Genomic DNA, 21,503 nt, shown 5'->3' with positions numbered 1-21,503 from the left:
GCTGAGGCAGGATATGTGAAGTTACAAAAAAAGGCTCCGACTTCGGGTCGGAGCTTTTTTAATTCTTCTCTGTTTGTAATATACTTTGGTTTATTCTTCCGCCGGTGCAAAGCCGCGACGAAGAGTATTCTCTGTCACAGCTGCTGGCTCCATGTATTGTTTCAAGTAATCCGGACCGCCGGTTTTAGAACCAATACCTGACATCTTGAAACCACCAAATGGATGACGGTCGACCATGGCACCTGTGATGCCGCGGTTGATGTACAAGTTACCCACTTCGAATTCTTCTTTCACACGAGCGATATTCGCAGGACTGCGCGAGAACATTCCGCCAGTCAATGCGTACTCGGTGCTGTTTGCGATCTCAATAGCTTGATCCAAGTTTTTCGCACGGATCACAGCGACAACCGGCCCGAAGATTTCGTTTTGCGCGAGTTTGGAGTCACCTGGAACATCTCCGAAAATTGTTGGCGGAGCAAAGAAGCCTGTCGTAGGAGCCGTGCCTTTGAACAGAAGTTTGTGAGTCTTCTCATTCTCCGCAATCGTGTTCAGGATACGTTGGTAAGCTTCTTCATCAACGACAGGTCCCATGTAGGCTTTTGGATTTTCCGCAGGCAATACGTCAATGGATTTCGCGGCTTCAACCAAGCGCTCTGTAAATCTGTCATAGACTTCGTCAAGAACGATCACGCGGCTGGCAGCAGAACATTTCTGACCGCTGAAACCGAAAGCGGAGTACAAAACTCCGTCGACTGCTTCATCAAGGTCGGCATCGTTGTCGATGATGACGGCGTTCTTACCACCCATTTCGATGATGCATCTCTTAACGTGAGTTTGGCCCGGCTGAACGTAGGAAGCACGATTCAGGATGTGCAAGCCGACGGCCTTAGAACCTGTGAACGCGATGGTTGTCGTGAATTTGTGGTTCACGATGTATTCACCGACTTCTTCACCAAAACCAGGCAAGAAGTTTATCACGCCCGCAGGGAAACCTGCTTCTTGAACCAATTTCATCAAGCCCCAAGCAACGACAGAAGATTGCTCGGCGGGTTTCATTACGACCGTGTTTCCAGTCACAGCCGCCGCTGTCACCATGCCTGTCAAAATCGCCAGAGGGAAGTTCCAAGGAGCAATTACGGCTGTCACACCACGAGATTTGTAAATGTAGTGCGAAAGCTCGCCGGGCAAACCGCCCACGCGAAGAGGTTTTTGCAAGTGACGCATATCACGCGCATAGTAACGGCAGAAATCGATCGCTTCTGCGATGTCACCGTCCGCTTCCGCCCACGGTTTACCTACTTCCATGACTTGTGTTGCGATCAATTTAAAGCGGTCACGCACCATCAAGTCTGCGAGTTTGTCGACCAAAGCCGCACGCTGTTCGCAAGGCACGTTCTTCCACGTTTTGTAAGCTGCTTGCGCGGCTTGCATCGCTTGTTCTGCGTGTTCTACGGAAGCCATGTTGATCTTGCCCACGACTTGCGAAGTTTCCGAAGGATTCACGCGGTCAAAGTTTTTATCCGTACGGATTTCTTTGTTGGCGATCATCACTGGAACTGTCACAGGCAAAGACGCCTTCATTTCGGCCAAAGCTTTGATCATTCTTTCGCGATCGGCTTTAACAGCGAAATCAAGAAGAGGTTCGTTATAGAACTTTCCTGGTTTTTTCGCGATGATCGGCGAAGTCGGAGTCAGTCCTTGCGCAGGATCTTTCAAAAGCTCCGCTGTAGATTTGTTGTCAGCGAATTTTCCGCGCAACCAAGATTCATTGGAAGAGTTCTCAAGCAGGCGACGTACAAGGTACGCCATCCCAGGAATCAACTCACCCACAGGAGCGTACTCGCGCATGCGGTAGCCCATGTCGACCAAAGTTTTCTTAATGGGCTCCGCCATTCCGTAAAGCATTTGGAATTCCAAAGCCTCTTTCGGGATGTTCAATTTTTCCGCGTAAACCATACAAGCGGCGATCGTTCTTACGTTGTGAGAAGCAAAAGCAGGGCGGATGTATTTGATATTTTCAAGGAAGTACTTCGCGCACACTTCGTAGTTCGCGTCGGACTCGGCTTTGTTCGTGTAAACGGGAACTGGCCAGCCACGTTGTTCAGCTTCGATTGTTTCATAGTCCCAGTAAGCGCCTTTTACAAGACGAACCCAGAACGGAGTGCCACGAGTCTTCGCGAAGTCTGTCAGCATTTTGACGTCTTCGAAAGAGTCGCGCAAATAAGCCTGGATCACGACACCGAAGTATTTGTAGTTTTTAAATTCCGGCTCATTGATAAGCTCGGTGAACACTTCCAAAGTCAAATGTTTGACAGAGTATTGCTCCATATCGAGGTTGATGAACACACCTTTTTGCATTCCCAAGCGGAACACAGGGCGCATGCGGTCTTTCAAGATTTTCTTGGATTCATCCCACGCCAAATCTTTGATTTGGGAATAAAGAGCCGTCATCTTCACAGACACGTTGACTTTCGGCAGGGCCCCTTCGTGATCACGGTCGATCTGAGGAACTTCGTCCCACTTCTCGGCGTCTTTTGCGAGCCAAGTGACAAGCTCCACGTATTTGTTGGTGTATTCTTGCGCTTCTTTCTCTGACAAAATCGCTTCACCCAAAATATCGACAGTGAAGGTCATTTTGTTTTTGCGCGCTTTTTTCAAAACAGGAAGAGCTTCATCCGGATTTTCACCTGTGATGAACATTTGCGCCATACCGACGACGTTCTTTTTAATCGCGCTGGCCATCAAGCCCGGAGCCAAGGAACCCAACCCCAAACCCACGTTGAAAACCGGAGGAAGTTTTCCGCCGTCTTCGGCGAAGTATTCTTTCAAGTGACGAGCGACTTCATCACCAGAGTTGATCGAAGGAAGCACGTCCACGAAGCGGAACATATTGGTTTTAAATTTTTCGTTTTTCATACTCCATTCCATGATGGAGCCGTACCAGAAATCTTTTGAGAAAATGGAAGCCTTTGACTGGCCTTCCATACGCTTCATAATCTCTTCGCCGCGCGCGACGATTTGCGATTGGATGTCGTTCATATTTTTACCTCAATTGAGAGGCCGCATCTTCGCTCTGTGAATATAAAAAAACAAGCCCAAAAAGGACGTTGAAAAAGGCCCATCTGACTGCGTTGTCGGGGTAGGTTCTCGCTCCGACGTGTTTGGAGCAGGCCTGCGCTGCGAGCCTATCCCTCCGCCTTGCATATGGACCTTTTTGAACGTCCTTTTGACGCAGCCCTCAACCATAAGTAAGGCCGTACCTTGGGAGCGAATTAAACGACTTTCCAGGTGTGTTTGGCTTTTCCTGGGATTTCGGCTTCGAGGAGGTCACCTTTTTTGAAGGGGCCGACGCCGGAAGGGGTGCCTGTGAGGAGGAGGTCGCCCGGGATGACCGGGAAATGGTGGCGCACGAACTCAATGAGCTGTTCCAAAGGGAAAATCATTTGCGAGGTGTGGCCTTTTTGGCGAAGATCGCCGTTGATTTTTAAAATAATTTCCAGGTTTTTGAGCTCTTCCAAATCGTTCACTGGGAAGAAGTTAGAGATCGGGCAGGATTCTTTAAAACTCTTGGCCAAGGTCCAAGGCTGGCCTTTGGCTTTCAACTGATTTTGTTTATCACGGTCGGTGAGATCGAGAGCGATACACGCTTCATCGATCTGCAGGTTTTCATCGAAGCGCAAGGCCAGTTCAACTTCGTGATGCAACTCGTTTTTCCATGCCGGCAAGTGCAGTTCCTTGCTCGCAAGAGTGACGCAGCTTCCGGCTTTAAGAAAAATCAAGGGTTCTGTCGGCACTTCGTTGCCAAGTTCTTTCGCATGCTCCGCATAGTTGCGGCCGACGGCCCACACATTTTGAATCATAGCTGCACCCTCTTAAATTCGATAAATTCATAAAGCCCTTGGCCATCCGTTTCAAAGCCGATGTACTGACAAGGACTCCAGTGCGAGAACTCCGAATCGGACAGATCTTTGTCGCTCGTAATAACATTCATCGCTTCAAGAACGACGTCGTAGTGAGAACAAAAAAAGACGACGGCATTTTTCTTTTGCGCGGCCTCTTCAAACAAAGCGTCGATGCGTTTTTGAAAGTGAGAGATCGTTTCGTCTGGCTGTTGCTCCAGCAAGGATTCATGAATCTGCATCGGCAATTTGAAATACTGAGAGAGCGGGCGGAAGGTGCTATGAGTTCTTTTTTTCGGCGAAACCCATAATTCTGTGGGCGTTGGCAATTCGTTTTTCAACACTTTATCCAGCAGTTTGGAGGCCTGAGCGTGTCCTTCGGGAGTGAGATCGGGATCTCCTGAAAAATCCATGGCTTTTTGTGCGTGTCGGAAGAGATAGATCTTCATCGGTTCTGGGTCTCTCTGCTTGATATTACGAAATTGCTTTGCTACCTTCCGAGGTAGTTTTCCATAGAGTGCAGGAGTTTGTCATGAGTAAAGAACGTGTTCATCGTTTTGTTTCTAAAGATCTGACGGTTCGTATCGCCGCGGTGAATGCGACGGAAGTCGTTCGACACATGCAAGGACTCCAAAATACTTATCCTTTGGCCACTGTGGCCGTGGGACGCAGCATGGTAGGCGCACTTTTGATGGCTTCTCAGCTGAAAGACGGCCAACAAGTCGGTCTTTTGTTCCGTGGAAACGGCGCTTTGCAAAGCGTTTATGCTGAAGCTTCTTACGAAGGACACGTGCGCGGTTACACGCCGAACCCGCAATACCAACCACCGAATTACGATCAAGGTTTGAGTTTGAAAGAAGCTCTTGGCAACGGAACTTTGAGTGTCGCAAGACATCAGCCCTTCCAAAAACAACCTTTCCACGGAACGGTGGAGTTGGTCAGCGGCGAGATCGGCCAGGACATTGCTCATTACTTGCATCAATCGCATCAAATTCGCTCTTTGGTTTCTTTGGGCGTGTATTTGGATACTTTCGGTAAAGTCGTCGCGGCCGGTGGCGTTTTGATTGAAGTCATGCCGGGTGTGGAAGAAGCCGTGGTTGAAAAAATCCAAAAGAACTACGAAGAAAAACAACCGAACATTTCCAAAATGTTGAAAGAGGGCGCGCAACCAATGGATCTTGTCGCTCCATTCATGGATGGCATTCCGTTCGAAGAACTCCCGCACGATCACAATATTGAATACTTCTGCCCGTGTACAAAAGAACGCGTCGTGCGCGCTCTTGAAACTTTAGGAGAAGAAGAACTTCAAGACATGATCAACAAAAACGAAGACGCCGCCGTCACTTGCCAAAACCCACACCCCCCCCCCCCCCCCCAACACAAAAACCCCACCCCCCGCCCCCCCCGCCCCCCCCGCGCCCCCCAAAAAAAAAACCCCCCCCCCACCTTTCTTATCGAGTTCCTCGTGAGGGTGGTGGGTTGCCGCTGCGAGTGGTGCGACCTTCGATACCTCGAGGATTGCAGCCGAGAAGCGGAGCGCTTTCCGTTTCTTTGTCGAGACATGCTAATGATTTTTCGAAGGTGGAGCTTGCGGCACCGTGCTTTTGATTTTCTACGAAACAGTCCACGACGACATGGTCACTGAGTTCCCGATCGCGAATCATATTTAAGCACGAACGGGTTTCGAGCTCCGAGCGTTCGAAAAGACGAAAACATTCGGAGAAAGATTTTTTATTATAACTGGAAGAGCTGACAGAAAGATGTCTGAGGCATTCCTTACGCGGAGACCAGCGACTGTCCCCTTCACGGACATTGGCACAAACGTCATAGTGCCCCTGTGGAATCGCCAAACCTTTGCTAACTTCCAAACAAGCAACAAAAGCGGCATCCGAAAACTTCACGCAGTTAGCGGCAGCATTCAAAGAAAAACGCTCGGACTCGGCTAGCTCTAAACAATGTGACTTGTTACCTGCCACTTGCGCATAAAGCCCGAGTTCATTGCAGCGTTGCCGAACTTGATTCCGCGCTTTTTCCAGATCCTGGGCCGAAGCTTGAAGCTGCATCACACCCGCCTTCAAAACCTCACCCGCCCGCGCCCCAGAGACGCATAAAACCAACCCCACAACGAGCAATCCAAGACACTTCATGTGCCCTCCACATCCTCTCTCATTTCGGCACAACCCCGCTGCGATTTAAGTCCAGGAAAAGGTGCCTGGTTCTTTTTTCTGGCGAACGCGCGTTAGCCGCGCTGTAGCCAGAAAAAAGAAGCAGGCACCTTTTAACGGAAAAAGGACCTTGTTAGGTCCTTTTTCTTTTGAGTCTGGTTGTCCAATTGGTTTTGTTAGAGGAGAAGAAGTCGGCTGAGGTCGACTGTGGGGCGTTTTCCGCATGTCGCGATTGTGGATTTGAAGCTAGAGCCTGCCACTTCCACTGTTTCGTCTTGGAACGTAACAAACTTCCCTTTTTTATCCGTAGTGATTTTCGCTGAGCCCTTAACTTCGTTGCACAGACCCACCATGGAAAGCTCGTGGTTTTCACCTTCGATTTTCACATCAAGAGTTCTACCGTTGTTCTTCACAAGAGACATCACAGATTTTGTCGAAAGAACTTTGACGTTTTCTGTATTTAAAGACTCTTTATCTACAACCAAAGCAACTTGGATTTTAACATTTTCTTTCGAACCATTTTCCTCTACCGCCGCGTTCATCGTACCCGCAGAAGTCAAAGTGATTAAAGCCGCACTGTCATCGCCTGCTTTGTCTTGAAGAGTCACTTCAAACGATTCCTCACTCAGGTTCGCATAAGTTTTCTTCTCGTTCTCTGCGCGTGCTTTATCAAGAGATTGTTTTAATTTTTTGCCAGAGATTGTGACTTTACCTTCAGCAACGACTACATCCAAATTCTTCGCCACGTTTGTTTTAAACGTGCCTTTATCTGTGACATACTCAAGAGTCTCAGAACTTAAAGACAATTTCGCCGTGTAGCCGTTTTCTTTAACCGCTTTATCCGTCAGCTTTGCGTTGGATTTCGTGCCATTGTCTTTTTCAAGAGCAAGACGAACCAACTCCACCGCTTCGACTTCCTTATCAACAAGCAAAGAAGAGATCGCAAAGAATCCGATCTGGAAACGCTTCTGACCATTCGAGGTCTTACCTTGACGGCGATTTTTTTGTTCAAGGATTTTGTTGCGAGTCGCAGGATCCGTGATGGCTTCATCCTTCGGAGTACAAGCCGTTGTTAAAAGAGCTGAAGACAAAATAAGGGCGGAGAAAAGTTGGGCTGTTTTCATGGACCAGGAATGTAGCTGGAAATCCCGCAAACTTCCAGCGGAAGAACCGGGGGTGCCGCAAATCCTAACCGATTCCTGAAATTTTACAGGCGTGTCAAAATCGTGAACAGGCAGCGGAGGCCGCCATTATTGATTTTATGCTCTTTAAGCACTTGGTAGCCCTCTGGCACCGGCGTAACGCGTTCCTTATCAGGGTACAGAATACCGAGCTTATGAGGCTTATACCGCTCGCAAAGAACCTGCGCGAGGGCTCTCACGCCCCCTTTGCCAGCCACCGGCAAACGTTCTCCATAAGGAGGATTGACGACCATCCACAGAGGGCTGTCAGAGGAAAACTCCCCCGTTAAAGCGTCTTGCTGCTTAAATAGATGTTCGGCTTTTTGAAACAAGTCCCGCTGCACTTCGCGAAGCTGTCTTTCCACTTCGGCAAAGTTTTTCTCGGCCGCAGGAAGCATGTCAGCGTTGACGTCAAAGCCGATGTAGCGACGGAAAATATTTCGAACCGGCAATTCATAATTTAATGCAAAACTCGGCGAAAGAAATAACTTCGGCGCCTTCTTCCACTTCTGAAAAGAGTAAGGTCTTGCAAAGTGCCCGCTCCACAAACCGCGCGCTTCGCACAGAAAAGTTCCCGAACCCATCATCGGATCCAGCAATGTCACTTGCGAAAGTTCCGCAGGCGTCGCTTGGTCGATCATCGCACGCAGAAGATACGCGGCGATCGTTTCCCGCAAAGGCGCTTCCCCTTTTAGAACGGACCAGCCTCTTTTATGAAGATGTTCTCCGGTTGAATCCAGACTGATTGTGCAAAGATCATCATCCAGGCGAATGTAAATTGCGCCACAAGGAGTGGCCTCTTTGGGTTCGCCAAAAATTTCGCGCAAGGCTTTTTCCGCACTTTCCTGCAGGCGCTTTTCATTATTCAAACGGCTTTTCTGCGCGGCCACTTCCCATTCGACGTGTGCGTGCGGTAAATACTCACGCCAGGGAAGAGATTTGAATTTCTGATAGAACTTCGGAAGATCGCGAGTTTTAAAGGACGTCATTCGCAGCAAAACGCGATTGGCCGTCTTCATAAAAAAATTCAGCTGCAAGGCCGCGAACAGATCCGTCTCAAACTCAAGACCGCCTTGAACGACATCCACTTCGGGAAAAGGCAGTGTGTGCGTTTTCGCATCTTTCCCTAAAAGATAGGGCCAGATTTCTTTCATTTCCAGAAGCGCGTTTTCTTCAAAATCCAGAGGAGTTGAAACGAAAAAACGGTTCATACTCTAAAATCTCCAGTAAGCGTCAAACGCAGGGTAATAACCGTCTGTTGGAGACACTTTGATAGAAGTAATGTCGGTGGCATTCAAAGAAAAACTCAGGTGAAACTTATCCCAAATCTTAAGATAAGTGATGTAACCTCCGACCGCTTTTTTCTCGAAGTTATAACTTGGCCCAAGAAGAACACGGTCCCAGTTGCTAAGGATAAACTCATAACCCGACTGCAAAGAGCTTGTTCCCAAAGTTTTAATGGCCGTTGCTTCTTCCGCATCGTCGAAACTGAAAAGAGCGATCGTCAACAACGTGTGCGAAACCGTTGTTTCCGAGGATACAGAGTCCCAATAAACCGTTAAGTTCAAAGTCGATCTGTTTTCATTCGGAATACGCGCAAAGTTCAAGCTGGTCGCTACAACATTCGAAGGCGACTGATGCAGACGCGCTTTGACGTTGGCATTGTAAGCCCCAAGAAAGTACGCCGGCACAACGGCACTGGCCGTAAGCCACTCTTTAAAACCATAGTTCACTTGACCGAACCACGTGATGAGATACTCGTTCTCCCACAGTGTTTCCGCCGTTTCACCGACAGAGAAACCCTGCGTGAACAGAGGCTTGTACTTCGAGGAAATATTTTTACTTTGCTGTTTAATGATCAGATCCGTCGTGCCTTTGTATCTCTCGTTTTCAGTGCTAAGATCCAAATGCATAAGCGTGTCGCCGACTTGCACGAAGTTCAAACGCGACTGGCGAAGAAGCTCACAAGAAAGCTCGTAAGTGCCGTCTTGCTTGTTTTCAATACCAGTGACCTCGACGAAACCGATGATGCCGATCGCAGGAGTTTGCGATTCAATCGCGATCACTTCGCCGATATACCAGTTGTTAAAATGGCTGGTGGCCCGAAGAGTTTTATTGTCGATCATAACCTGAACGCGGGCTCGGGCCTGTGGATGCAGAACCGCAGCCTCCGCAGCCGCGGGCTCACGCAGAATGATAGGCACTTCGTCGTCCATCGAAGACGCAAAGGCCTGCCCTGTTAGCAATAATGATAAAAGAATCCCGCGAAAGGTCATGAGCTGACCTTAGCTTAGTTTTGAGGCTTGTTCAATTGATCCTTCAAGGTGCCGAAGATTCGGGCAATTTCCATTCGAGTAGCGTCATTGAGGCCCCACATCTTATCCCATTGGAATTTCGCCAGATCCCCAGCGTCAGGAATAGAGCCGTTGAACACCAAGTAAGCAAATCCCTGCTTCAACAACATTTCCGATTTTGTCGTTGTCACCGTTTTAAAGAACGACATAAAGCGTGGCGTGGCCGCGTAGACTTCATCCAAAGACAACGCCTGATTACCGTCGCCATCATAGAGAACAACGAGGCCTTCAATATAGTGAAGAATCGTGACCATCGTGCGAATGTTCGCCGTTTCCACATGCCCGCTTTTTTGTCCCGGAGCCGCCGAAGCCACAGCGAGGAAGTTATAGAACTGTTCCCACTGCGCTGTCGTCAAACTGCGAACGTAGCTCACCATTCCAGGCAGATTATTGAAGTAAACGCCGATGTGCTTTCGCAATTGATTTTTAAAACAGTCTTCTTTGAAGTATGGATATCCAAATACGTCTTTATCTTTCGTCGCGCAGGCTGCGACGATCATGTGTTGACGCAACGATTCGGAAGTTGAAAGGCCCGCCGCAAACAAAGTGCTTACAAATTCAAAGGTCTCTTTGTGGTCCATGGCTTCGTCGCCATTACCGCTGAAGGTAAAGAAATTCGCCTCTAAGAAACTACGACCTCCGGAATTACCAGAGCGCGGATCAAAGGCCTTGAGGTCCGTCATAATTTCCTGGAAGTCGTCGTACCAGGAGATCAAACCTTTTTTGGACATGCGGGCTTCGCTCATACGTTCTTGCGTATTTTCGCCATAACCCATCATCAACATACGAGCGATCGCGCGCATTGCATTGAACTTGGTCAAAGATTTCCACGTGCTTTTAAAGGGCGTGCGATCACGAACGATGACCAGGCGGCCGTCCGCATTGAAAGACACCGGAACTTTATTATTAATAAGTTCGCGAATATCCTCCCACGCGTTCTCCAGAGCCTGTTGCTCGAACGGATCATCAGTAAGACCTTTTTCAATCACAAAGGATTTATTAAAGCGAACAAACACCGCTTGAATTTCTTCCTGGGAAAGCGCCGTTGCCTCTTGCGAAGACGTGAATAAGTTGTCGAAGAAACTTTGATTCAAACGCCAGATATTAAACTCGCGCTGCAAAGTCGCGATGTGTTTTTTCTCGAGCCCCAAGAAAGCCCGCGAGTCGCCTTTGCGGTCCCGATCAAGCATCTTCAGCAATACGGCGCGATAAGTTTTCTTGAGAGAGCGCGCCCGGATTTTATCCGTAAACTTCGGCAGCAACTGTTCGATCAAATTATCAATATCGTCCACAGGAATCACGCCCGTGGTTTTCATTTGATGCGAGTTTTCAATCAGTCTCAACCCTTGTGAAACGAACTGACTGACCTGACGGAGCTTGTTTTGATCTTCAAACTTAAGATCACTTAAATTGTAGTGATATTTAAGAGCCATTTCATACAGGCCGATCAAAGTATCAAGGCTTTCGCTCCATTGATAGAGCCCCGTGAAATGAGCGCGTTTACCCATCAAGACATTTTTCACGGCTTCAACAACCGGAACCCATTCGCCGTACTTTTCGTAGGGAGCAAACGGCTCTTCACCTTTGATAAATTCCGCGAAACCGGAAAGTGCTTTCTTGGCGTCTTCAAAGCTGTAATCTGATTTGGCAATCTGCGTTTTTTCTAAAATTCTTTGCAAACTGCGACGAAGCTGTTCCGAGGCATTTGAGATCTCTTCCCACTCCGCTTTTTGCTGAGTTGTTTGATTCAAAAGAATCTTGACGTGCGGAGCGATCTGCACGGATTCATCGCGCACGATGTTCATCATCTCGATCAAACGGATGATTTCGTCTTTCGTGATGTAAGCCGTCGAGCCCCCCAAAAGAGCTCGCTTGATTTTCATCAATTCCGCGGCGAACTCAGGGGTGACGTTGTTTTGCTTGAGGAAGTATTTTCCGAAGAATTTGCGCATTTCTTCGACCGTGTAAGCGCCTTCCAGTGAACCAAAAGTTCTTTTTTGGAAGTAAAAAAGCGCATCGGTCATACAGTCAAAACCGGCGCGCACGTCGGACTCTTGCGCATCACCGACGGAAAACTTTTGCAACTGCGACGGAAGCTTTTGCAGACACGCGAAACGTTTGTCAGAAAATTCGATAACCTCAGGCTCTGTCTTTTTCCCGTTAAGGAATTCGCTGCAACCCAAAGAGGACATAGAAAGAACGGCGGCCACGCCTATTTGCAGGAGCTTTTTAGAAGACATAAGCAGCTCCCACCATGAGACGGTCGTTATTAACGAATTGAGCGATTTCATTTTGATTGCTCGCGGTCAAAGCGCCAGCCCTGACCATTTGCATTTCACCGATCACGGACCACAATCCTGAAAGACGGAAGCGCGTGCTCACGCGAATCAATTCAAAATCATTTTTTTCAGAGTACGTATAACTGATTTTACTTAAAAGCTTACGGCCTTTGCGGAAACTCATGTTGGTCAAAAATGCGACTTGCTGTGCCTGCTTATACGGATAGCGCGTCATTAAGGCCGCGCGGTCTGGATTCGCCAACTCCCCTTTTTCCGTCACGTCTCCGCCGAAGATATCGAGATGTTGCAAAGAAACACCCCAACGTCCGTTGTTCCACTCCATAAACGGGCTTAACAAAACAGCGTCCGAGAACTCCGGGTGGGTCCACTCGGCTTTAAAAATTTCATCTTTATTCGGGCGATCCCACATTCCACTGACACCGATGCGGAACGCATTCGCTTTATAAGTCACGTCAGCCCCGGCAAGAGAATGATAAAATACTTGCGGTTGCAACTCGACCGCGCCTTTGAGTTGCGCGACATCGAGATTGCCTTCGTAACCGATGGCCAATTGATTGGAAGGTTTATACGCATAGCTCAGCTGAGCACGAAGACTTTGCGGATCGCCAAAGGACAGCTTCATTCCGAAAGAATTCTGTAAAACGATCTGCGATTCGTTCGGCTTTTCGAAATTATAATCGATAGCCGTTGCCTCGCTCCAAATGCGAATACTTTCTGGCGGACGACGGAACCAGGGATTTCCCTTCACAAAACTGCCGTTTTCAATTTCAAAACTCGGCCCCTGGTCAGGCAAATAAAGAGGCGACGCAAAGAGCACGAGAGTGTAATAAGGCTTATCCACTTGCCAGAAAAGCCCTGAAAGCCCCTGCCGTTCCGGTGAAAGAGGATTCCACTTAAACAGAGGCTCCCACACGCCCAAATCCCAGCGCGCATCGAGCTCATTCCAAAGAATCTTTTTTCGCCCTATATAAAAGGTCTCCGTTTCGCTTTGCCGGCTTTGGACGTAAAGCTCAGAAATATTGAGATAATTCAGAAGAGGCGCTCCCATGGCAACGCCGCCCGCAACATCCATCTTCAGATTTTCCTCAGCAAAGGGATCGGTCTTAAGTTGGGCTCCGACAAACTGGTAATTCGTTTTTTGCGTGGCTTCAAAAGAAGGACTGATAAAGGAGTCCGAAAAAACTCTCATCTCGGTCTGCACCTGGGCAAACGCGCGCGGAGATGCGCTTAAAAACAAAGCTGCACCTACTAAAGATGATAAAAAGGTCCCTAAAAAAGGGCGCCCCGGAAATGCCATGGGCCTCCTATTCGGATCTATATAGATCAAAGCCTGTGCCCGGCCAGGGCGACTTTACGAACAATGCTTTTAATAAGTTTTAAACAAGTGACCTTTTTTGGCGCATTTGTTAGTCTTGGGGGATGTTAATACGGGAACCTAAAAGTGCTAAATTTTTAATCATTCGCTTCTCCGCGTTCGGAGATGTGGTGCAGACTTTGAGTGTTCCTTCGGCCATTAAAAAGACCTTCCCTGACGCCGAAATCCAATGGATTACTCGTAAAGATATGGCGCCTCTTCTAAAAAATCACAACGCCATTCAGCGCGTTTGGGAGTTTGATCGCAAAGCCGGCTTAAAAGGTTTGATTCAACTTGTTTTAAAAATGCGCAGCGAAGGTTTCACGCATATCTATGATGCCCACAACAACATGCGCTCGCGCGTGATCGTGTGGATGCTGCGCCCGTTGGGTTTCTTGGGAATCGGTCCTAAGTTCATTCGCCGTTCGATTCGTCGCTGGAAAAGATTTTTGCTATTTCGATTGCGCATTAATAAATTTGAAATGCCTTTTTCCGGGCAAAGAGATTTGTTAGAGCCACTTCTCCCTTGGGGAGTTTCAAAATTTCCTCCGGCAGCACCGCAGCTGTTTTTAAGCGAAGATGCCTATAAAAAAGCGGAAGAGATTTTGGGCTCTTACAAAGGTGCGATCGCACTAGCTCCTTCCGCGGCGCATTTTCTAAAGCGCTGGCCTAAGGAGTATTGGAAAGAATTGATTCTTTTAATGCCGCATCAGAAGTTCATTCTTCTAGGCGGCCCGGAAGATTCTTTTATCGAAGACATCCGTGATGTGGCGCCGGACCGAGTTTTGAATTTGGCGGGAAAATGTTCTTTACCTGTGAGTGCAGGTGCCGTCGGGTTGTCGTCCGTCCTTGTGACGAACGATACATGGCTTTTGCACGCGGCGGAGCAATTAGGTCATAAGGCCATTGCGTTGATGGGCCCCGCACCTTTTGGATTTCCGTCACGTCCTTCGACACGTATTATGGAAATTGATCTGCCTTGCCGTCCTTGCAGCAAACACGGTCAAGGACCTTGTGTGAATAAAAACAAATATCACCAGTGTCTGGTGGATATCACTCCTCAGCACATCGCCGCTGAGATCAAAATCTTATTAGGTCGTTCTTCATGAGTGCTCTTGTTTTTTACTTCTATAAGTTCATCATCGTGCCTTTGGCGTATTTTCTTTTGCAGCTCTTCCGCCCGTTTTTGCAGGGGAAACTGCGTGAGATGATCGAAGATAAAAATCACGGTTTCTATAAAATCAAACGCGCAGGAGCCGAAAATGAAATCGCTTTGGCTCGACCGTATTGGATTCACGCTGCCAGCGGGGAAATCGAGTACGCCCGCCCCGTCATTCGAGAATTGAAACGTCAGCATCCTGAAATTCCCGTTCTTGTAACGTACTCCTCCCCTTCTGCAAAAAAAATTCTTGAAAGCTTGCATGACGTGGACGTGTGGGCGGCCTTACCTTGGGATCTGGATTTTCTTTTGCTTCGTTTTATCAAAAAATGGAATCCCCGCGTTTTGATGTTTTCGCGCACCGATGTGTGGCCGGTTTTGGCGGCTGTCGCAAAAAAAGAAAATATTCCGACGACGTTGTTTTCAGCGACTTTTGCCGATAATTCGTCACGCCTCAAAGGTTTTACGCGTTATTTGACGAAGTTTTCTTTGAACCGTCTCTCTGAAATTCACTGTGTCTCTGCGGAAGACATTGATAACTTGCACGCACTGAATCTCGACATTCCTGTCGTCGTGAGTGGCGACACCCGCTTTGATCAAGTTTTTCATCGCTTGGAAAATCCGAAAGCTTTAAAGAGTGAGTTGATTCCCAGTCCTGAAGACTTCGTTTTTATTGCCGGCTCCACGTGGCCTGAGGACGAGGCGGTTTTAATTCCTGCTCTGGCAAAATTGAAAGGCGTGCATATTCAAGTCATCATCGCGCCTCATGAAACGACCCCTGCGCACTTGGAACATCTGGAGGCGCAGTTTAAAAATGCCGGTCTTCGTTATGTTCGTTACTCGCAGGCGCAAGTGTGGCCCGCAGGTTCTATTTTGCTTGTCGATCAAGTGGGAATTTTGGCCGAGCTTTATACGTGGGCGGATATTGCGTTTGTCGGTGGCTCCTTTAAAAAACAAGTGCACAGTGTGATGGAAGCATTAGCGGCAGGCCTTCCTGTCATGGTGGGCCCTCAACATCGCAACAATCGCGAAGCGCTTTTTTATCAGAAAAAGAATTTTTCTTCGGGAATGATTGTGCAGGTGGTTCACTCTGCCGACGACGTGGTTGTTCTTCTTCAACGCATGAAAAAGCAGCAAGAACAGATCCCCCACATCAAAGAAGAAATCCGCGCGGAAATCGGGAAAAATCGCAATTCCACACAGCGAGTTCTTTCCTCCCTGGAAAAATATTAGTTCCGTCACATTTCCGTCTCAAAAATCTTCATTTCGGGCTCTGCCAACGGATTCCTGACATTCGTCTTCTCTTCTCGCTCAAGCCCTTGAATCCCTTTAAGGACGACAAAAAACGGCATCTGTAAAAAGGCCTCCGTGCCAAATCTTCTATTATTGCAATGAATCCCGGAGTGCTAAGCACAGAACTTGAAATAAATGGCTTAGCACACGGGGTTTGAATGAAAAGGTTTGGATTAACATGCATTTGTCTCATTTTGATACTGACAGCTCAAGCAGGGGCTCAAGGTCAGAATAGCACGGCTTTGTCGACGGCAAAGCAAGACAAATTCTCTGCGGAATGGCGTTTACGTCTTGCGGGTTCGGATACGCAAGACGACAGAAGCCAATCCAAACTCGTTGATATTCGTACGGATATCAATGCGAAATACCTTCTTCATTCCTCTTTGCAATTAGATATTCAACCGTCTCTTCGTCTGCAGTCGGGACAAACGCAATCTGTTGACGGTGCCGATAAAGCTGAAAATAAAATTCTATTGCGCCAGGCAGCCGCACACTACTTGCCGATTTCATTCTTCAGAGTTTCCGCGGGAGCTTTGAATCAATCTCACTTGCACACAGGCCTTCTTTTGGACTCTATCGCTTTCCCGGCGGCTCGCGCAGAAGGCCTCTTACGTGCTGGCGGCACAAGAACATCTCTTGTAATTGAAACTGCGATTCCAACGTCGACTTCATTAAGCACAAATACAAAAGATCTGGAGGCGACGCCTTCGTTGAATTCAGCTGCTTTGAAATTCAGTTGGCAAACAGCTGCCAATCTTTATTGGAAAACAACGGCAGGATACTGGGTTTATAACAACCTGCCTTCCGCGGTGGCTCAGCAATCTCGTTTGCTGGGTAATGAGGTGAATAAAATCTCGGATGCGCAGTACGCATTTATCAATAAATACGAAGGCCTTGAAGCTGCGACTGAAATTGAATTTCCCGTATTTACTCTTCTTGATGTGATGGTTGGCGCCGAGTACCTGGTGAATCAAAAAGCGGCCTCTGACATGAACTCCGCATATCGTTATTATTTGGGAACGGACATTCACGCGACAAAAAATATGGATATCACAATCAAAGGCGGTTACTTCTCCGTTGCTCCCGAGGCGGCGGTGGCTTACTTCAACGCTTCCGGCTTTGAGACAAACCGCGTGGGCTATTCTGCAGAAGGTTCTTTGTCCTTCAAAAAAGAAGGCTTCAATATCGGTGTGAAATATACAGACGCTGAAGTGATGTTTTCAAATGCCATTCAATCACGCGAAAAAACTTTGATGATCAAGCTGGAGACCTTCTATGCAAACATCTAAGAAGAACTTCATCCAAGTTATTTTAGGCCTCTATACGATTTCGGCCTTGGCGGCCTGCAACCTGCCAAGCCCTAAAGATAAAGCGGATACAGAGTCGTCCGCGGCGACTTTTACAGCACAAGCTATGGCGGATAAATCCAAAGCGCTTGAAACGTCAGTCCAAGGCTCATTTGCGTTGCCGTCTTCCAAGGTTTTCAATCTTCAGGCGTGCATGAAGGACGTTGCTTACGATAAAACAATTCCCGGTCATGATTTTATCGTTGAAGAAGTCAGCAAAAAAGTCACTTCCGATAAAGCCGGTTGCATCACTTGGGCAGAGCGGATCAATTATAACTTTTTGGGTGATTCTCAATACATCCGTATCGAGCGTCATATTAAAGGAACAGGTCTTCACAAAGGCACCCAATTGGTGGCTTTTGCGATCAATCCTTGGTCTCACGGCGAAACTTTAACTCCGGTTTTGAATCCTGACGACGGCAACAACATTCCACGCTTGGTCAACGATGCAGAACAAGGTGTTTTGGCGTTAAAAGGTTTCTCTGCGGAAAACGAAGCGGTGTCTCGCCCTCTTTGGGTCGAAGACGGTCGTTTGTTCGTGACTGAAACAAAACTAACAACAGACGGCGTCGACTTGCTTGTTGAAATGAGACCGACTCCTTCCATTCAATTAACAAAAATGAATGGCGAGATGTTCTTGCGACCGTTAACAGCGGGCAGCTTCACGGCGCGCTTAAAACTAATTCACCTCTATCAGCAAAATGACCGCGAAATCCGCCGTCTTCTTTCTGAGACGGCACCGATGCCTGTAAAGATGGAAAACGGAAGTTTGGCTGTGAAAGCTGTCATGTCATTGCCGGCTATTCCCACTCGCGGTCAGATCGTCTTGGGTCTTGAGCTGACTCCGGTGGCGGCTCCGCAAGGCTTGAAGGGTTTCGACGGCATTTACATGCTGGGTGAATACGATCAGATTAAAGGTTCTTCGTTCTTGAAACTGAACACTTTAGTAGCGCAAACGAAAGACTTTAAAATTTCTAATTTCGTCAATGCGACTTTGACGGAAGTTTCTAAAAATCAGCAAACAGGAGCTGTTGAAAACGACACTTATCAAAAACCAAAAATTGAAGTGTCACAGCTTGAGTTCCGTTTTATTCGTGTAGGACACGAAACGACGTCCACGCGCGAAGTTTTTTACAATATCCGAGCTTGCGTGCGTAACGGTCTGGATCAGAAGAACACGCGCGCGCATACGTTCAACGTGACGAAGTTCCGTCAAAACGAGGGCGACGAAGCGAAGACGGTGGCAGTCAAAACAGACAACAACTCTTGCTTGAGCTGGGATGAAAGTATCACATTTAAATTCTTCGATTGCCAGCGCTACCTAAAAGGTTTCGTGCAAATCGCCAATAAAGATTTGGGCATGAACGAAAAGCTCGAGATCCTCGTCAATCCTTGGGAGTCTCAAGGTGTTGTGGCGCGTGATATGCGCTATGTGGATGTTTCGGAAAAATTAATCCTCAGCTGCCAAAACGAAAACCGCCCGCGCACACAAGTTCTGATGGATGGTTTTGCTTACAACACTCTTTCTTACAACTACAGCATTGATTCTCTTCTAAACCTCACAGTGACGAAGAAGATTCAATTTAAAATGGATCCTCGCCTCTTGGTTTACTCGAGCTTGGCAAACGGCCGCGGCGAGATCGAACGCCTTCGTGACGGTATCTACCTGTTGAAGTTGGCCGTCGTGCAAAATCGCGACTACGACACTTCGAACACTTATGTTACATCCGCGGAGCGTTTGGTGAATGTGCTCAATGGTCAGATCAATACCGACATTACTTTCCAAACGCAGGATTTGAAAGCTTTGGGCAACAGAAACAACTTGTTGGTTGAAATCTATCCTGTCGACGAAAGCAAAGTCACAGTTGCGGGCGGTCAAATCACTTTAAAAGACACTGCGGCGAATTTGGATTCTGCGATTGACACGACAACCGGCCTTGAGAATCCAACGTTCATCGGACCTATCACATTGAATATCGACGAAGCCTCCCGTCCTTTACGCTTGATGGATGCTTCGGCAGTTTCGAACTTCTTGCTTTCGGGCCAGGGCCAGAACGCCGATGCGCAAAAGAATGTGATTGAGAAAATCGTGACTCAAGGAAAACAATTGGCAGCGGAAAAACGCCAAGCTTTGAAGGCGCGCTCTGAGATTGCCAATTTCGCGAAAGAAAATAATCTCGACGTTCTGTCTTTGAAGACCGCCGATACGGCGGCACCCTTGGTGAAAGCCTTCGTCGGCTCCACGCAATTGAATGAACGTCTGATCGCGACAAAGGCAGACTTACAGACTTTTGTGAATCAAGGCACCTTGACTCCGGCTTTGGCGCAAAAACTGTGTGCGTTCTGGGCCAATGATTACCTGAAAAAAATGAACGCCGATAAAGGCGGCGCCTTGATGCAGCAGACTTCCATGGTTCTTGGCATGGATTGCTATAATGCTGTCAGAAAAACTCCAGAAAAATTCTTCCAGGTTGAAAAACATCTCGCAATTAAAGAGATCGCTGGATCGCAATTCGTGAAAGGTTTTAATCAAGGACTTTCTGTGGGGACAAGCTTTTCTTTGAGCACGTCTCACTCGAAATCAAAGACAACATCTACAAGCATCAGCGCAAAAGTCGGTTTGTCGAAAAAGTTCTTGGATCTTTTCTCACTAGGTGTGGACCTTGGTTATTCAATGTCTTGGTCAACGTCGGATTCAAACAGCTCCAGTAATTCAGTGACAGTGAGTGGTTCGACTTCCATGACAGTTCAACAGAATGTATTTAAAGTGCGCGTGGCGAAGTACGAACAATGTGCGATCGTGCGCTTGAATCCGATTTTATTCATCAAAGATACGAAATCTTGGTTTGGCCGCCGCGACTACTTGGGCGTCTTGAACCCGCGTTTGACCGAAGCTGAAATGGTCACGGCGACGACTCGTGGCCTGATGATCTGTGACGGAGAAGTTCGCACGCAAGCAATGGACATCACCGAGAACTACTATTTGATCGCGCAAGAATCCAACAGCGCACAAATGCAGGACAACGGTGACGCCCGCAATAGAAACTTCTTTATCGCCCTTCGCTCGAAAAACGATTTCAACCGTTTCGTCCTTGCGATGAAAGGCGAAATTAATATGCCGAAGACCGCTGTTAAAGAAGAGGATCCGCAAGCAGCCGCGACAAAAATGATGGAGCAGTTGTTCCAAATGTCAGGGCCTGCTTATCCGGGAATGTATCTTGTGCAGTAATTAAAGCGCCTGCAAGATCTACTCGCAGGCGTGTTTCAGATTCCATAGCGGTGATTCGAAAACATTTTCAACAGAAGTTCCGTCTAGCATTTTCGCTTGCACGAGAATGTACGGAGCTTTTCGGACGGCGCTCTCGCAAATGACAATCCACTTCGTATTACGACCGGTGATTTTGCAGGCGGAACGGATGATTGTGCGCGGGAGAGCACTTTGCACGGCGGTGGTGTCATCCCACTCTTCGCCGAAGCCGGCAAGGCGACCTTCAGAGTCACGGCAGAGCGCTAAAACACCTTCGGGAATTTCTTTGAGATTTTGCACGTCTGATTTTTCGACGATGCCGCCATTAAAGAAAACGACAAGCAGAGCGGCGATGATGAAAGCAAGGAAAATCAGATACCGAGGGGCAGACAGTTTTTTCATCTCAAGCCTCCGGCCTTATTTCTGCAACAAAGTTTCGCGCAAGAATTCAATACTGCGCGCGCCGAACCAGGAATAAGACTCGCCATTCACGATCGCACCTTCAACCCCCAGCGATTTAAGATCAGCGATTTTTTTCTGAAACGGATAGGGCTCGGAAGAAAATAAAAACAGACAGTCTTCATAATCTTCAATCTCAACGACCGGATACTTCTCGCCTTCGGGAAAAGTCACCATATTGGCGCCGAGTTTATCAAGAACGGAGCCGATATAAGTTTCGTGACTCACCGTCATCCAGGGTTTTTTCCAAATCATGTACATGACTTTGTCGTATTCTTTTGTGGGCGCCTTCACCCACTCCAGAAAACCGGGAATTTTTTGATTGTTCCACGTCGCTCGCGGGGCTTCGAGAATGTCCAAGCAATCCACTGACATTTCCATCAATGTGGGATTTTTGAAATGCTCTCCTAAGCGCGCAAGCTCTGTCTGTAAAGTTTGTAACGAAGAGACATGGGTCGCTAAATAAGGAACGGGGCATTCCTCCGCCATTTCTGACGGATTTTCCTCTTCGTCCAAAAGAACCAAATCGGGTTTCAGATCGACAACCAAATCCCACGAGACGTCTTTAGTGCCACCGACAATGGGGATATTCGTGATCATCTTCGGAGGATGAATACAAAAACGCGTGCGGCCAACAACTTGCACACCGGCCTTTAAAAGCGTCTCCGTCCATGACGGAACCATACTCACAACACGCATTGAAATCCTCCAGAATGCAGATTACCCACTGAGCCATTGAGAGTCAA

Annotated in this window: 15 protein-coding genes; 5 read left to right on the top strand and 10 right to left on the bottom strand. The window is 47.8% G+C overall.

What is annotated here, in order from left to right:
• Nucleotides 1–90 precede the first annotated feature (90 nt).
• The 3 genes from pruA to QJS83_RS08025 form a co-directional block, all read right to left on the bottom strand.
• Complete coding sequence (gene pruA, locus QJS83_RS08035; RefSeq protein WP_284608663.1) at nucleotides 91–3,039, bottom strand: L-glutamate gamma-semialdehyde dehydrogenase; 2,949 nt, start codon at nucleotides 3,037–3,039, stop codon at nucleotides 91–93.
• A gap of 233 nt (nucleotides 3,040–3,272) precedes the next feature.
• Nucleotides 3,273–3,860: a fumarylacetoacetate hydrolase family protein gene (locus QJS83_RS08030; protein WP_284608662.1), complete on the bottom strand. Its 588-nt coding sequence runs from the start codon at nucleotides 3,858–3,860 to the stop codon at nucleotides 3,273–3,275.
• A complete protein-coding gene (locus tag QJS83_RS08025; RefSeq protein ID WP_284608661.1) occupies nucleotides 3,857–4,348 on the bottom strand; it encodes a phosphoglycerate mutase family protein in 492 nt (163 codons plus the stop codon). Before QJS83_RS08025 ends, QJS83_RS08030 begins: the two co-directional genes overlap by 4 nt.
• A gap of 83 nt (nucleotides 4,349–4,431) precedes the next feature.
• Here QJS83_RS08025 and QJS83_RS08020 point away from each other — a divergent pair, with 83 nt between their 5' ends.
• Nucleotides 4,432–5,544, top strand: coding sequence for an Hsp33 family molecular chaperone HslO (locus tag QJS83_RS08020; RefSeq protein ID WP_284608660.1), 1,113 nt, complete (start codon nucleotides 4,432–4,434; stop codon nucleotides 5,542–5,544).
• Nucleotides 5,545–6,240: 696 nt separating this feature from the next.
• Here the strand turns inward: QJS83_RS08020 and QJS83_RS08015 are convergent.
• The 5 genes from QJS83_RS08015 to QJS83_RS07995 form a co-directional block, all read right to left on the bottom strand.
• The gene (locus QJS83_RS08015) at nucleotides 6,241–7,188 is read right to left on the bottom strand and encodes a hypothetical protein (RefSeq protein ID WP_284608659.1); all 948 of its coding nucleotides are present in this window, start codon (nucleotides 7,186–7,188) and stop codon (nucleotides 6,241–6,243) included.
• An 83-nt stretch (nucleotides 7,189–7,271) separates the two neighbouring features.
• Complete coding sequence (locus QJS83_RS08010) at nucleotides 7,272–8,456, bottom strand: THUMP domain-containing class I SAM-dependent RNA methyltransferase (RefSeq protein ID WP_284608657.1); 1,185 nt, start codon at nucleotides 8,454–8,456, stop codon at nucleotides 7,272–7,274.
• A 3-nt stretch (nucleotides 8,457–8,459) separates the two neighbouring features.
• Complete coding sequence (locus QJS83_RS08005) at nucleotides 8,460–9,521, bottom strand: hypothetical protein (RefSeq protein WP_284608656.1); 1,062 nt, start codon at nucleotides 9,519–9,521, stop codon at nucleotides 8,460–8,462.
• A gap of 14 nt (nucleotides 9,522–9,535) precedes the next feature.
• Entirely contained in the window at nucleotides 9,536–11,839 is a 2,304-nt protein-coding gene (locus tag QJS83_RS08000) for a hypothetical protein (protein ID WP_284608654.1), read from the bottom strand.
• Nucleotides 11,829–13,088, bottom strand: coding sequence for a hypothetical protein (locus QJS83_RS07995; RefSeq protein WP_284608653.1), 1,260 nt, complete (start codon nucleotides 13,086–13,088; stop codon nucleotides 11,829–11,831). Before QJS83_RS07995 ends, QJS83_RS08000 begins: the two co-directional genes overlap by 11 nt.
• Before the next feature lie 296 nt (nucleotides 13,089–13,384).
• Here QJS83_RS07995 and QJS83_RS07990 point away from each other — a divergent pair, with 296 nt between their 5' ends.
• The 4 genes from QJS83_RS07990 to QJS83_RS07975 all read left to right on the top strand — a co-directional run bounded on the left by QJS83_RS07990 (nucleotide 13,385) and on the right by QJS83_RS07975 (nucleotide 20,280).
• Complete coding sequence (locus QJS83_RS07990; protein ID WP_284608652.1) at nucleotides 13,385–14,362, top strand: glycosyltransferase family 9 protein; 978 nt, start codon at nucleotides 13,385–13,387, stop codon at nucleotides 14,360–14,362.
• Nucleotides 14,359–15,645 carry a 3-deoxy-D-manno-octulosonic acid transferase gene (locus QJS83_RS07985; RefSeq protein ID WP_284608651.1) on the top strand — a complete coding sequence of 429 codons (1,287 nt, stop codon included), beginning with the start codon at nucleotides 14,359–14,361 and terminating at the stop codon, nucleotides 15,643–15,645. The genes QJS83_RS07990 and QJS83_RS07985 overlap by 4 nt, the downstream gene beginning before the upstream one ends.
• 218 nt (nucleotides 15,646–15,863) lie before the next feature.
• Nucleotides 15,864–16,994, top strand: a complete 1,131-nt coding sequence (locus QJS83_RS07980) for a hypothetical protein (RefSeq protein ID WP_284608650.1) — start codon at nucleotides 15,864–15,866, stop codon at nucleotides 16,992–16,994.
• Entirely contained in the window at nucleotides 16,981–20,280 is a 3,300-nt protein-coding gene (locus QJS83_RS07975; RefSeq protein ID WP_284608649.1) for a hypothetical protein, read from the top strand. Before QJS83_RS07980 ends, QJS83_RS07975 begins: the two co-directional genes overlap by 14 nt.
• 18 nt (nucleotides 20,281–20,298) lie before the next feature.
• Here QJS83_RS07975 and QJS83_RS07970 read toward each other — a convergent pair whose 3' ends face one another.
• Nucleotides 20,299–20,700, bottom strand: coding sequence for a hypothetical protein (locus tag QJS83_RS07970; protein WP_284608648.1), 402 nt, complete (start codon nucleotides 20,698–20,700; stop codon nucleotides 20,299–20,301).
• 15 nt (nucleotides 20,701–20,715) lie between these two features.
• Nucleotides 20,716–21,456 (bottom strand): helical backbone metal receptor, encoded by a 741-nt coding sequence (locus QJS83_RS07965; protein WP_284608647.1) that lies wholly within the window; start codon nucleotides 21,454–21,456, stop codon nucleotides 20,716–20,718.
• Between the last annotated feature and the right edge of the window lie 47 nt (nucleotides 21,457–21,503).

The sequence above is a fragment of the Bdellovibrio sp. 22V genome, assembly GCF_030169785.1.
Taxonomy (GTDB): Bacteria; Bdellovibrionota; Bdellovibrionia; order Bdellovibrionales; family Bdellovibrionaceae; genus Bdellovibrio.
Note: the sequence above shows the minus strand (reverse complement) of the source record. Positions and strands in the feature narration are given on the sequence as shown.

Coding starts and splice junctions, on each gene's coding strand:
- pruA (WP_284608663.1), bottom strand. CDS start 3,039: ATGAACGACATCCAATCGCAAATCGTCGCGCGCGGCGAAGAGATTATG.
- QJS83_RS08030 (WP_284608662.1), bottom strand. CDS start 3,860: ATGATTCAAAATGTGTGGGCCGTCGGCCGCAACTATGCGGAGCATGCG.
- QJS83_RS08025 (WP_284608661.1), bottom strand. CDS start 4,348: ATGAAGATCTATCTCTTCCGACACGCACAAAAAGCCATGGATTTTTCA.
- QJS83_RS08020 (WP_284608660.1), top strand. CDS start 4,432: ATGAGTAAAGAACGTGTTCATCGTTTTGTTTCTAAAGATCTGACGGTT.
- QJS83_RS08015 (WP_284608659.1), bottom strand. CDS start 7,188: ATGAAAACAGCCCAACTTTTCTCCGCCCTTATTTTGTCTTCAGCTCTT.
- QJS83_RS08010 (WP_284608657.1), bottom strand. CDS start 8,456: ATGAACCGTTTTTTCGTTTCAACTCCTCTGGATTTTGAAGAAAACGCG.
- QJS83_RS08005 (WP_284608656.1), bottom strand. CDS start 9,521: ATGACCTTTCGCGGGATTCTTTTATCATTATTGCTAACAGGGCAGGCC.
- QJS83_RS08000 (WP_284608654.1), bottom strand. CDS start 11,839: ATGTCTTCTAAAAAGCTCCTGCAAATAGGCGTGGCCGCCGTTCTTTCT.
- QJS83_RS07995 (WP_284608653.1), bottom strand. CDS start 13,088: ATGAGAGTTTTTTCGGACTCCTTTATCAGTCCTTCTTTTGAAGCCACG.
- QJS83_RS07985 (WP_284608651.1), top strand. CDS start 14,359: ATGAGTGCTCTTGTTTTTTACTTCTATAAGTTCATCATCGTGCCTTTG.
- QJS83_RS07980 (WP_284608650.1), top strand. CDS start 15,864: ATGAAAAGGTTTGGATTAACATGCATTTGTCTCATTTTGATACTGACA.
- QJS83_RS07975 (WP_284608649.1), top strand. CDS start 16,981: ATGCAAACATCTAAGAAGAACTTCATCCAAGTTATTTTAGGCCTCTAT.
- QJS83_RS07970 (WP_284608648.1), bottom strand. CDS start 20,700: ATGAAAAAACTGTCTGCCCCTCGGTATCTGATTTTCCTTGCTTTCATC.
- QJS83_RS07965 (WP_284608647.1), bottom strand. CDS start 21,456: ATGCGTGTTGTGAGTATGGTTCCGTCATGGACGGAGACGCTTTTAAAG.